This window comes from Enterococcus gallinarum NBRC 100675 (genome assembly GCF_001544275.1).
GTDB classification, from domain to species: Bacteria; Bacillota; Bacilli; order Lactobacillales; family Enterococcaceae; genus Enterococcus_D; species Enterococcus_D gallinarum.
In genome coordinates this window covers 1-11757 of sequence record NZ_BCQE01000016.1, presented here as the reverse complement: position 1 = coordinate 11757, position 11757 = coordinate 1, and the positions used below count along the sequence as shown (strand labels likewise).

Genomic DNA, 11757 nt, shown 5'->3' with positions numbered 1-11757 from the left:
TATAAAGATGGAACAAAATAAACAAACCGACAAAAGTAGAACAGATATTCCCAAGACATGTCCGATTTCCGTCAGTCCGTTTTCTCTTTTAATGTCATAGACACTTGGATATCTTTTAACTTCTGAATATGAGTCAACATCGGTCTATTGGCTTTTACAACTACGTGTACGACACCTTTAGCTTTTCCTAGAATCAATTCTTTCTCTCTTTTCAATGGCTTTTTATCAGGCCCTACATATTCATGATTCGCTTTATCTATAAACCAAATCATTAGCACATACGGCTTTTCCGGATCCGCATATTCAAATGAAAGATCTCCTTGATAGAGCTCGTTTTCCGAAGGAATTGTCTCAGGTTTCTTTGTATCAAGAACTTCTGTCTCTAAAAATAACTCTGGTGGTATTTCTTTTGTCATGCTAGTAGGTGTTTGTTCTGTAGCTTCATTTTTAGAGAATAATGAACTTCCAATAAATAATCCACTGCCAATAATGGTTAACCCGACAATTAATAACGTTAAACTTTTTTTCATAGATATCCCTTCCTATATTCACTTATTATTCTTTCAAAATCTCTTTATCTTAACTTTTTTCTAAAGGCTTTGCTTGTACAACAACTTTATTCATATTCTACATTTCCATCGGTACTTAATATATAATAGCATTATCAAACTGTGTCTCCATCCCCCCTCAAAAGCTTCAACAACTATTTCAAAGTCAAATTGTCTTTTCTTTATTACATGTTTTACATCACTCAAATATTTTAATACTGAAATTAAGCGATAAAAATAGATAAAGAAACGATAAAATTAAGTAGTCTAGTATTATGTAAAAACTCTCTAAGAGTAAGTCCATTGAGTTCTATTGTGTTTGTAAATAAGATAAAACTATCTATAAGAAAATATTCTTGAACAGTTTTTATTTCTAACAGACTTTGTTGTTAAGTTTAGAACTTAAAAATGGTTTTCACTCCCAATTTATTATCTTAATTCTTCCATACATTAAAAAAGATAAATTAAATCAATTTTTGTAATATAAAGCAAATTTGTTGAGATAATATTCGGGTATTTTTTATAATAAGTTTAGGGATATCCCCATATCACTCTCTAGGGGTAACTCAGGGGAAGGAGTTGCCCCTAAAAAGGTATATTAGAATGATCAAAAAAATAAAAGCATGTTAACTTATTTTTTATAGTGTTGTAGAGAAAATATCGTGCAAACTTAAAATCAAGATGCTCATAAAAGTAATCTCAAGCTGGCAATCATTTTTTCTTTTGTATATCATATGTCTGAAAACTCTTTATTGAGTCAATAAAGAGTTTTCAGACATCTCCTTGCTATAATAATATTTTTTCTTTTGAGCATGAAACTCATTAAATTCAGCAAAAATATTACATAGGTAGAATGTATCTAACAATAATAATTCATAGCTTTTCTTTAAATTCATAGCTTCATAAAAATCTACGTATTTTCCTCGCTTATACCTTTCATGGTTCTCTATACTTTTTGCTAATTCATCAGAGGTTATTTCTCCAAACAATGTTTCCATATATAAATCAAAAATAGCATAATTAAAATCGTTTTCTTCCAACATATTCTTTACTCGTTTTTGAATCTGCGTATACATATCTGATAAATTTTTAGGCTTTATATAACTCCATAACTCCTTATTAACATAATTAATTGCATATATTTTTGCATTCTCATATACTTCTCGTTTCGAAGAAAATAACTCATAAAATGTTGCAACACTTATATGCGTTGATTGAGATATTTCATTTACTCTAGTTTTTTCATATCCTTTTTTACTAAACAGAAGGATAGAGTTCCTCAATATTTTTCTTTTTTCTTGCTCTTCGTTTTGATTCATGCTCTCCTCATCCTCGCAAAATAATTTTGTATAATACTTTTTATTAAAACAATTCTAAACTATAAAGTTTATTAAATAAGATATTCCTAAAGAAAATTTTACATTGTTTGATTTCCTAGAATTCAATATATAAAAATTTACTATTCATGTAGTTTTACCTACTTAAGAAAGCCAGTTTTCTGAAATCTCACTCTTACTAAAAGGCTAGTAATATATTATCCTACTAAATATAAATCTTTCTGCGTAAACAAATACAAAGAGTATCCTAAAAACAGAAAGAATAAACAATTGTCTTACCTATTAAAAAAATTCTGATCTAGTAGACATATTAGCAGATAACAAGCATCAACTTTATGCATTAACAAGAAGCATCGTAAGTAAATAAATAATAAATTACTATTGAAACAAATTCTGGAATAAAAAAAGATTTTAGTAAGTTTTAGTTCGATGTATTTTAAAACATTTTATCCTATAAAAATATTCTTAGTTTTCATTTTGTTTTCTGATCATTAATTTTTTCTTACAGGCCCATACGGGCGCACTCCGAAAGTCATTCGGTAACCATCTTAACTCATTTCGCCTAAAGCAACCTGTAATCCTAATTGATCACGAATAGCGCCTACTAAAAACTGTGCATCTGGTCTTTGTGTCGCAAAAAAACTCTCCCTCCACTTAACGCCCTTCAAAACAATTTGACGTAAATCATTCATAATCATATCTCTATCTTTTTTAGCAGGAATACTAGTTAACCACACGATATGTTCATCAATCACTGATTTTATGAACACCCTGTCCATACTTTAAATATAGAAACAATAGATTATTTATTCTAATTATCAAAAGTGTTAAAATAGTCAAAAAGAGTGATTAATTTGGATTTATATGGATTAGTAAAAACAAAATTGAATGCGCTTAAAATTAATTTGAAATAGTAGATCATCCACCGGAATTAACTACAGAAGAAGCAGATAGTTTTATAGAAGGTATTGAAGGTGTACGAACAAAATCAATGTTTTTGACCAATAAAAAGAAAATGGCATATTATTTGTTAATTATGGATGATCAAAAAAGATTAGATATGAATAAATTAAAAGAAATTACTGGAGAAAAAAGAATCAAATTGGCTTCTAAGGAAAGTTTAATGGAAAAAATGAAGTTACCTGCAGGTGTCGTTTCAATTTTTGGTCTTCTAAATAATGATGAAAAAGATATCCATGTATACTTTGATAAAGAAATTACTAAAGAGTCACGTATGAGTTTTCACCCTAATGTAAATACAAAAACTATCTTTCTCGATACTAACGATATTTTTAAATTCTTGGACAATATCGATTACAATTATTCTATTATTGATATTTAGTTTTTAAACAACTATAACAAGAATTACTAAGCTAAATAAAAAGAACTTCTGTTATTTGTTTGTAATTAATAATAGAAGTTCTTTTTAAGAAAAAATTGCCATTTAACAACAATTTGTTTTACCATTTGAAAAGAAAAATGACATATACTTAAAAATACAACGGATAAAACACGCCAAATCAACGTTCTGCGTCATTTCCGAACCCTCAAACCTTTATAATACCAATCAATATAACTCAAAAAAACTTTATTTTATCAATAACAAATACAAACAATCTAGACAAAAAAATTACTATTATGATAAAATTTAACTATAATTGTGAAAGGAGTAACATATGGAAAATTAAAAAAATATTATTGATTATGTCGCTTTGTCAATTGCTCCCATTGCTGGTTTCGTCATCTCTCTATTAACATATCTTAATTCGCAAAAAGAAAAAAAAATAAATAATCAAGTAAAAAAACAAATACACATGGAAAATACAAACGGAAATAACTATTATTATGAGGATAATCGTAAAATAGAAGTTTCAGAAAAAATTTCATATTTAAGAGAATCTCAACAACGCTTATCAACAAAGCAACAAAATATTGATTATATTAGTAATGGTTTATCTAGGTTTTCTTTCGTTTTTCTTATTTTGATTTATGCAAATAACTTATGGACCTATATTTATCCCTTACCAAATTTGCCTTTTGCAAACTTTGATAATGTCCAAGAATCAATTGTATCATTTGTCGCAATATCTTCATATCAAGCAATAATACCAACGATTAAAAATATTCTTATATTAATTGCTTTAATGTGTCTAGTATTAATTATTAAAAATTTGTTTAAAAAAATTAATTTCGCTTCAATATTTAACGCCATCATATACCTAATTATTTCAATAGTATATTTTTTATGCGAAAAAGTTGTGGGAAGAATTGATGTTACTAGAATTGATTTTTCGTTCTCCCAAATACAAGATTTTTTTAGCTATTTAAAAAGTCTTACCCCGTTTATCATTGTTCTTGTATTAATCTTTTTATGGACAATAGCAACTGTGTTGATTAAAATTGTTTTTGAAACAGAATACACAAAACCAGACTACAAGCTGCTTAAAGTTGCAATACCAAGAATAGTTTTTTTACTATTTTTAGCAATCTTCCCTATTGCTATAATATTCCTTTTAAATTATATATAAGGAAACATCAGTAATTATTTTTAAAAATATACGGAGAACGAACTACATTACATTTATTGATTTTGCAAAATAAATAAAGAGACACAGTTTATCTAACAAAGTCAATTTAACGTATAAACATAGAATTGTTTTTAAAGTCACAGGCAATTTAATTCCTCCAATTAATAAAAGGCTTCTCTCTACAAATACTAACTATGGTAGATAGAGCCTTTTTTATTTTTTCGTTGCCTTATTTTATTTCTGTAGCATCAATAATTTGTTCATTTTCATCAGCTTTTCTATCTGCTGGTATCATGGGCTCAATTTGTACCTCAGTAAAACGATCATTAATGCTACCATATGAACACATTTGCTCAGATTGATTTTCATAAGAATTTGCGCTTGCTTCGTTATCATCTGTCACTGAAAATGCTTTAGGTGCATCTAAAATAGAATTACTTTTTGTACGCTGAAAGAAAGTCTGTGCCACTTCATCAGGCACTTGTCCGCCTTCTTGCGCTTGTACAACGACAGGCATTATCATACCTACTAAAATTGTAATAGTTGCTAATCCTTGAATAATCGTTGTTTTTTCATTAGTTTTTCCCCTCTTTTATTTATTCATCATCATCTGGATAAGGATAATTACACGTATCACATGAAAAACCATATTCATTATCTATACCCAACTCTATAATTGAAACGCCATACCGCGGACAATCATATTTAACAGTTTTTTCTTGTTCTTTTTCCATATCGAAACCTCCTATTTCTCTACCTATTTTGACAAAAAAATAGGCGAGCCACGAATACCAATCATTTCTCCACCTCCACATTTTATTAGACTTCTATTTCCTATTTGTTTACTTTAGCTTTATTTTTTTCTGTTTCTTTGTCTATTCTTTGAACTTCATCATAAATTCCTTTCTAAAAATTAGTTACCTATTTTTAACTACTAAAAATTTCTTCCACCAGTTTCCATAGATATTTTTGTGCTAAAAATATAATTTGCAGTCCTATATCTGATAACTTGTTTTCTGAATCCATGTAAATGGTCTTTAAAACATAGGGATAACAACGTACATCATAACAAATTTGATGTTCGAAAATATCTACTGCAATCTCTTCACCGCCACTACAAAATAGCACTTCACATTTAAACACACTTTCCATTTCTCTTTTTGTTCTTATTAATTCATTTTTATCCATATACTCTTCCCCTATTATTTTTAACAGTGCGAGGTGGAATCGAACCATTATTATAGAACCATCATGCAAAAATTAAAAAGCAGGGTAGTCCTATGTATTTAAAATACAAGCATTCGATACATTTTTACCCTAAACATGAAAAGACCTTCTTTCCCCCGCCTTTTAATTATAGAAATCAATACCTTACCCAATTTAAATAGCTAATTATTGAATTTAAATTACTTGATTAAAGAATATTCTTTAACAAATAATTTTTTGAGCCTGTCGTTTACCATGCAGTCACACTACCTCTTGCAAACAGCTTGGTTCCCGCCTAAGCTAAAACGACAGTTATAAGCTTTGATAAAGGGTATACTACTTTAAAGCTTGGTTATCGAATCCAGTAGTATTGACTCAACCCTACACATATTTAAAATATCTCTTTTCTACCCAATTTTAGGTAAAGAGCAAGAATGAACACTTTTTAGAAACTGATTAAATTCACAACGAGGAATCGTATAACGTCTTCAAATTTGTTCATCAATCAGAAATTTTCGCAAATCAAAATAGCCTTGTACTGTCAGTGGATTTGTATTTCAGTTACAATATTCTTCGTATTCTCTCAATTTCCAGAAAGGACTGTTTAAAATGTTTGAAATAGCCTTCCGTGGTCTAATGCTTTCTTTTAGTCTTACAAAGCGTTGATATTTACTCAATCTATAAGATTTCTTTAATTCAATCCAACAAGTATTTATTCACTCGTAGTCATGGTTATCCTTTTCAATTCTTCTTTCGTTTTCAATTTTACAATGTCAAACGCTACTTTTTTTGAATTAGAAATTGCTTCAATTGTAAAAGAATATCCACAATACGAATAATCAGGCTTACAAACAATAGTTTCAACTACCCATTCACAAACTATCATTAAACACCTTCCAAATAAAAAAAACTGTAAATTACAAAAGATAATTAAATAATTATCACCTTTTGTAATTTACAGTATAATCTGCCATACAAACCAATTATTGAAATTTGGGGACAAGAGGAGAAAAATAACTAAAAGAAAGGACTAAGCTATGAAACAACAAGATTATGAATTCATTGAAGAAGATTACTCAGTTTGCCAAAATCCAGACAATGAACTTGCTGGTTTTGGTATAAATATCTCGTTAATTGCAAAGAAAACAAAATGTAGCTATAACCTCCAAAAAAAAAGATACAATTAACTAGAAAAGAAAGACGAAAATTAGATCAAATCATACAGAATTGGCAAAAAGAAATAGATAAAAATCCTCATTCCAACTTATGTCATTTATCCACTCAATTAAAAAATTAGAAAAAATATTAACAGATACTTATTCAGTATCAAGTGAGATCATACTCTACACAATCGAACTTGAAGGAAGCTATTATTCCTACTTTGATGAAGAAATATCTGACACTTACTGGCCTACCATATCTAAGTCTTTTCCCTAATAAAGAAAGGTCTCTATTTTCAATGAATGTATTTTGAAACAGAGACCTTCTTTATTCCGATTCTACAATAGCTCTACTTATTTTCTAAAAAACTTATCAATACAGCTACCATTGAAGCAATGAATGCTATTGCAATGCAATCACCAATATTTGCTAAAAATTGGTGATTTTTTATGCTATACCAAATTAATGTTGATAGAAAAACACTAATAAACGAATAAATAAATATAACTATTTTTTTATTTTTTAGAATTCTAAAAACCACATGTACCACCTCAAAAATCAAAGAAGCGACATCATAAGCAAATAATAAACCTTCAGATACACAATCATTTTATAATTTGAATAACAACTATTTTTTCAACAATATTTTACCTGTTAGAAATATCAATATTAAAATATTTATCTAAGTAATACCAAAGTGCTTCAGATAATCCTAAAGTTATAGCGAATAGAACAATACAGCCAAATGTAAAAATCACAGCATACTTCCATTTTTTAGATAATAGAAAACAGAGTTCTGCCAATACATATAAAAAGAAAAGAAAATTGAAACGCACTAATTTAATACCAAATGATTCTAAAACTAGGCCAGAAAATGGAATAACAACAAAAACAAGTCCCGCAATAGCTAGTCCAACTTTCGTCAGTAAATCACTATTTTTCCAATTACTAATCATTAACTACTCTCCTATGGTAAAAATGGTGCCAATTCAGGAAATTGTTGTTTTAACAATGCTGTTCCTCCTACTTTTCCTGCAAACAATACTATTGCAGCAACGGCATAGGTTCTAGCATGCCAACCGATTTTATTTATAGCACCAAAGTTTTTTGCAATATTCCAAACTAACTGTTTATCACATTCAGAATTCCATTGCCCATTAGATTCATAACACTTATCATGTTTTTTACATTGTTCATCTAATACATCTATAGGTTTTTTACCATTATTTCCTTTACCGCACCAATTTCCATAATGAGACAAACCATTAATTATAGCACGTTTTTTTCTGTTAATATTCCCTATGTTTCCTTGACGTTCGTCATTAAGCATATCATTATAAGCTTCTCCAATAGCAATCACATCTTGACTTTCATTGTTGGCAAGAGCATTCTCAACATTAAAAAATTTATCTCCATCGAAGTCTATATATTTTTCTACATCGCTTAACAACAATTTCAATTGTGATTGATCTTCACTTGTTGTAGTAACATCAGACTCAAATAGTAACTGATCTTCTAAATCAGAGGCATACACACTTGCTCCGGCACTAACAAAAGTACTTAAACTTATTAACAAAACACCTAAAACACCCAATATTTTAACTATTCTTTTCATAATTTCTCCTCCTCTAAATAGTTTTAAGTTACTTTTGAGAAATCTCAATTATGTTACATTGAAATAATTATCACATTATACCTAACAACATAGAAAGCCCTACTCTATCTCCTTGTCTTCCTTTAATAACAGCTTCTTTTAACAACTCCCAACTCTTACTTTGTTCTTCCGATAAACGTAATCCTTCAAAAGCAAATGCCAAGTTTACTTTATTTGTAAATTCAGATAATCGAATAGGTAAAGTAATTCCCTCGTAATTATTTACTTTAAGGTCTTGCAATGTTAGATCTAACTCTTGAATAACCTTTTTTATAGGTTCTTGATCCTTAGAAACAATCAAACATTTTTTAAACTTTTCTAATAGTGAAATAGCAATTTCTTTGTCCATTGACTTATCCTTTCATAGTATTAGTGTTTGTTTCCATACATACCGTTAATTGCTGCATCAGTCATATTTCCAATGGTATCATTTACTACACCGTCCCAACGAACACGACATTTTCCATTTTTTAGATTTGTCGGACCATAAGGATAGCCTTTTTGACATTCAATGTTCGAATTATACCAAATAGGATTATACCATTCAGCCGCAGAAGCAGATTCAGTTGATAAAAACAGTCCCACACCGACAAAACCAATACACATCACACTATAGCCAATTAGTTTTTTCATCTCGTATCCATCTCCTAAAAAATAGAATAGTTCTTGTAGTTATTCATAAGACATATTTTTTCCGTTTTTGTTTTATCCTTTCTGTCCTATAACAACTTTTTTCAAGTAAAGATTGACATACTTCTTCTAAAAAAAACAGTCTGTTTTTTTCTATTTTTTCGGTGTATAATAAACATGAATGTTCATTTTTTATTCTAATTCATATTCTAAAATATACATTCATAAAATTATATTATTTAGAAGTTTATGATTCGTTACTTTTATATTATGGCAAATATCTTTACAATAATCATTGGACAATAATATTTGGATAATGAACTTTCATCCATTGAATTATAAAAGAAAGGAAAATAAGTTATGAGAAAATCTTTTTATTTTCAATTAATTAGAATTTTTGTTTATCTCATTTATCTAACTAATACAACATTCCATTTCATTAAAAATATCCCATTTACACAATTTCTTTTTATTATTACACTTTCTTGTTTCCTGATAGATATAATAAGTACTATTCATTATATAAAAAAAGAGTATAAATAATGTAAATAACTACTAGAGAGTACATATAATTTCTTATTCAATAAACTATATGTACTCTAGTAAATTCCCAACAAAATTTATAATCTTATACTTCTTATTAAATTAACTTGCCTCGGTTGCACCACAAGTAAGTAAAAATGCTGCAGCTGCTGCAACACCTAAAATTTTTCCTCCAAGAGAAGTAGCTAATTTTGCAGCTGCAGCTTCAAATTTACCAGCTTTTAACAAATTAACAATTCCTTTTATAGTAACTAAACTAATTGCTCCTTTCCAAGCTTCTTGAATACACTTTGTAATTGTATCCCATGCAGAGCGTTCAGAAAACATATTAGCAGGTAACAATTTATTTATATCATTCCCATCCAAAATATAATTAGATTCATCAATAGCTGATGAAAGAAGAGTTGTAGCAGAAACTATAGAACTTTCTTTTTTCTTATTATTCAATGCGTCTTTCAAATAGTAAATTCCTTGAATTTCCTTATCAGTTTTATATATTGATGCAACAAGGGAATCATTAACTACATATCTCTCAAGGGAACTATCGTATCGAATTAACTTAGTATAAATGTCATGTACTTCGTTTTTCAATTTATTCACATAAGTTACATTATCATTATTTTCTTCTGAAGCATAAACACTAGTTCCAGCACCGACTAATATACTTAATCCAATCAACATTACACCTAATAATGAAAAAAATTTAAAAAAACGACTCATTTTTATCCCTCCTGAAAAGTATTATTGTTTATCAATTTTTATCCTTTTAAGCTGTTCAATAAGACGTTTTTTTCCGTTTTTGTTTTACCCTTTCTGTCCTATAACAACTTTTTCAAGTAAAGAATGACATACTTCTTCTTAAAAAAACAGTCTGTTTTTCTCTATTTTTTCGGTGTATAATAAATATGAATGTTCATTTTCTATTTTAATATGCACTCCGTACATAATAAATCTTGATCGCATCAATCTTTTGTGATTCTTGATCCACTTTTAATTGAAGTAATACAAATCGAGTGACCTCATTCGTTGTTTCTTCTCCAAATAACAAATATTGATCCGGATTCTCTACATCTTGTGTCACCTGATAAAGTTTCCCAGTTGTATTGATTTGTACATGTGGGTCTATATCAATACTATTGTCTTTAATACAACGATCTGTCATATAGTCCCTTACAGCTTGATTGCGTTTATAAACATCTGTGAAATTACTCCATTTTCTAGCAAAATCTTTTAAGAAATTTTTTGTCATTTCATCTATTTGTTGCGCTGTCTCGTCTTCTAATGAACCAATTTGACTATTACTTTCAGTACTTTGAAAAGTTTCGCTTATTTCTTTTACTGCTTCGATTGTATCTTCTGTCGTTGTCAATTGTGTTTTTTGTTTTTCAGAAGAAAACCAATGACAACCAGTAAAACCTATCAAACATAACCAACTAAATACTAAAATTATCCCTTTTTTCACACTTCTAGTCACTACCTTTCTTATTTCACCTTACGAACCAGACTACGAATTTTTGTTTGATTGTACGTGCGTTGATACCGAGCCATAATCCGTCCTTGCTCGGCATTCTGTTCTACAGTGGAGAAACTTTGTCCATTATTTGAGACATCTGTTATGATACCAGTATGACCATAAATTCCAGGGGATAGTGCACCACCTGCTTGCCAATTGACCACATCTCCTGCTTGTAAATCACTTGGTTTTGGATTCATGATTACTTGCCAGCCATAGGTTGCCCAGTTATAATCTTCCCCTATTAACATCGCAAACATATGCCCAGACCCCATTAATTGTGGACCTCCTAATTGGGAGACATACCACGCCGTGCCACCGTAGCACTCCCCATTATTTACAGATCGTCCAATGATTCGGTCTAAAATTTTCGCATTGCCTTTACTTTTTCCTGCAATAAGCGAAGATTTTTTTGTTGGTAGGGTATTCCAATGTTTGATCGCAAAGTCATCATATTCCGTTAAGTTATAGGACTTTATGATACTCATTGCGCCTTGATAATACGGACTGCCTTCGGTAATACCTGCTGCCGCATAGCCTCCACGACCTAGAATCAATAAACAACTTCCAGGATCTTTATTGCCCACACATTGATTAAAGTTACTTTGGCTCGCCACCATAAATCCATAATAGTCAT

15 protein-coding genes and 1 pseudogene are annotated in these 11757 nt (G+C 29.4%); 3 read left to right on the top strand and 13 right to left on the bottom strand.

Annotated features, from left to right (window positions below; all coding sequences use genetic code 11):
- Positions 1–71: 71 nt before the first annotated feature.
- From EG2_RS10335 to EG2_RS10325, 3 genes are all read right to left on the bottom strand, one after another.
- A complete protein-coding gene (locus EG2_RS10335; RefSeq protein ID WP_060814686.1) occupies positions 72–530 on the bottom strand; it encodes a hypothetical protein in 459 nt (152 codons plus the stop codon).
- A 767-nt stretch (positions 531–1297) separates the two neighbouring features.
- Entirely contained in the window at positions 1298–1867 is a 570-nt protein-coding gene (locus EG2_RS10330; protein WP_010817972.1) for a TetR/AcrR family transcriptional regulator, read from the bottom strand.
- Between the two features lie 566 nt (positions 1868–2433).
- Positions 2434–2640 carry a hypothetical protein gene (locus tag EG2_RS10325; RefSeq protein ID WP_060814685.1) on the bottom strand — a complete coding sequence of 69 codons (207 nt, stop codon included), beginning with the start codon at positions 2638–2640 and terminating at the stop codon, positions 2434–2436.
- A gap of 99 nt (positions 2641–2739) precedes the next feature.
- On the opposite strand from EG2_RS10325, the pseudogene EG2_RS10320 reads away from it, so the two are divergent.
- Together EG2_RS10320 and EG2_RS10315 are read left to right on the top strand one after the other, a co-directional pair.
- Positions 2740–3227: pseudogene (locus tag EG2_RS10320) on the top strand (prolyl-tRNA synthetase associated domain-containing protein).
- 370 nt (positions 3228–3597) lie between these two features.
- Positions 3598–4413 carry a hypothetical protein gene (locus EG2_RS10315; protein WP_060814684.1) on the top strand — a complete coding sequence of 272 codons (816 nt, stop codon included), beginning with the start codon at positions 3598–3600 and terminating at the stop codon, positions 4411–4413.
- 229 nt (positions 4414–4642) lie between these two features.
- Here the strand turns inward: EG2_RS10315 and EG2_RS10310 are convergent, their stop codons facing one another.
- The 3 genes from EG2_RS10310 to EG2_RS10305 form a co-directional block, all read right to left on the bottom strand.
- Complete coding sequence (locus EG2_RS10310; protein ID WP_060814683.1) at positions 4643–4930, bottom strand: hypothetical protein; 288 nt, start codon at positions 4928–4930, stop codon at positions 4643–4645.
- A gap of 79 nt (positions 4931–5009) precedes the next feature.
- The gene (locus EG2_RS19160) at positions 5010–5147 is read right to left on the bottom strand and encodes a hypothetical protein (protein WP_010817999.1); all 138 of its coding nucleotides are present in this window, start codon (positions 5145–5147) and stop codon (positions 5010–5012) included.
- 193 nt (positions 5148–5340) lie between these two features.
- On the bottom strand, positions 5341–5601 hold the full coding sequence (locus EG2_RS10305) for a hypothetical protein (protein ID WP_060814682.1): 261 nt from the start codon (positions 5599–5601) through the stop codon (positions 5341–5343).
- A 1055-nt stretch (positions 5602–6656) separates the two neighbouring features.
- On the opposite strand from EG2_RS10305, the gene EG2_RS19155 reads away from it, so the two are divergent.
- A complete protein-coding gene (locus EG2_RS19155; RefSeq protein WP_159111535.1) occupies positions 6657–6806 on the top strand; it encodes a hypothetical protein in 150 nt (49 codons plus the stop codon).
- Between the two features lie 621 nt (positions 6807–7427).
- Here EG2_RS19155 and EG2_RS10295 read toward each other — a convergent pair.
- The 7 genes from EG2_RS10295 to EG2_RS10265 form a co-directional block, all read right to left on the bottom strand.
- Positions 7428–7736, bottom strand: a complete 309-nt coding sequence (locus EG2_RS10295; RefSeq protein ID WP_060814681.1) for a hypothetical protein — start codon at positions 7734–7736, stop codon at positions 7428–7430.
- Between the two features lie 11 nt (positions 7737–7747).
- Entirely contained in the window at positions 7748–8395 is a 648-nt protein-coding gene (locus EG2_RS10290) for a phospholipase A2 family protein (RefSeq protein ID WP_071870229.1), read from the bottom strand.
- A 70-nt stretch (positions 8396–8465) separates the two neighbouring features.
- On the bottom strand, positions 8466–8783 hold the full coding sequence (locus tag EG2_RS10285; RefSeq protein ID WP_060814680.1) for a hypothetical protein: 318 nt from the start codon (positions 8781–8783) through the stop codon (positions 8466–8468).
- A gap of 20 nt (positions 8784–8803) precedes the next feature.
- Positions 8804–9067, bottom strand: a complete 264-nt coding sequence (locus tag EG2_RS10280) for a hypothetical protein (protein WP_010818006.1) — start codon at positions 9065–9067, stop codon at positions 8804–8806.
- Between the two features lie 642 nt (positions 9068–9709).
- Entirely contained in the window at positions 9710–10327 is a 618-nt protein-coding gene (locus tag EG2_RS10275) for a hypothetical protein (protein WP_060814679.1), read from the bottom strand.
- 205 nt (positions 10328–10532) lie between these two features.
- Positions 10533–11069 carry an EF0163 family protein gene (locus EG2_RS18405; protein ID WP_082709553.1) on the bottom strand — a complete coding sequence of 179 codons (537 nt, stop codon included), beginning with the start codon at positions 11067–11069 and terminating at the stop codon, positions 10533–10535.
- A 20-nt stretch (positions 11070–11089) separates the two neighbouring features.
- A partial coding sequence (locus tag EG2_RS10265; RefSeq protein ID WP_156424235.1) for a CHAP domain-containing protein occupies positions 11090–11757 on the bottom strand: 668 nt, incomplete at its 5' end.

What these genes read in the sequence shown, in the direction of transcription:
- EG2_RS19160 (WP_010817999.1), bottom strand. Translation starts at nt 5,147, where the DNA reads ATGGAAAAAGAACAAGAAAAAACTGTTAAATATGATTGTCCGCGGTAT.
- EG2_RS10305 (WP_060814682.1), bottom strand. Translation starts at nt 5,601, where the DNA reads ATGGATAAAAATGAATTAATAAGAACAAAAAGAGAAATGGAAAGTGTG.
- EG2_RS19155 (WP_159111535.1), top strand. Translation starts at nt 6,657, where the DNA reads ATGAAACAACAAGATTATGAATTCATTGAAGAAGATTACTCAGTTTGC.
- EG2_RS10310 (WP_060814683.1), bottom strand. Translation starts at nt 4,930, where the DNA reads ATGCCTGTCGTTGTACAAGCGCAAGAAGGCGGACAAGTGCCTGATGAA.
- EG2_RS10280 (WP_010818006.1), bottom strand. Translation starts at nt 9,067, where the DNA reads ATGAAAAAACTAATTGGCTATAGTGTGATGTGTATTGGTTTTGTCGGT.
- EG2_RS10295 (WP_060814681.1), bottom strand. Translation starts at nt 7,736, where the DNA reads ATGATTAGTAATTGGAAAAATAGTGATTTACTGACGAAAGTTGGACTA.
- EG2_RS10285 (WP_060814680.1), bottom strand. Translation starts at nt 8,783, where the DNA reads ATGGACAAAGAAATTGCTATTTCACTATTAGAAAAGTTTAAAAAATGT.
- EG2_RS10330 (WP_010817972.1), bottom strand. Translation starts at nt 1,867, where the DNA reads ATGAATCAAAACGAAGAGCAAGAAAAAAGAAAAATATTGAGGAACTCT.
- EG2_RS10335 (WP_060814686.1), bottom strand. Translation starts at nt 530, where the DNA reads ATGAAAAAAAGTTTAACGTTATTAATTGTCGGGTTAACCATTATTGGC.
- EG2_RS10275 (WP_060814679.1), bottom strand. Translation starts at nt 10,327, where the DNA reads ATGAGTCGTTTTTTTAAATTTTTTTCATTATTAGGTGTAATGTTGATT.
- EG2_RS10290 (WP_071870229.1), bottom strand. Translation starts at nt 8,395, where the DNA reads ATGAAAAGAATAGTTAAAATATTGGGTGTTTTAGGTGTTTTGTTAATA.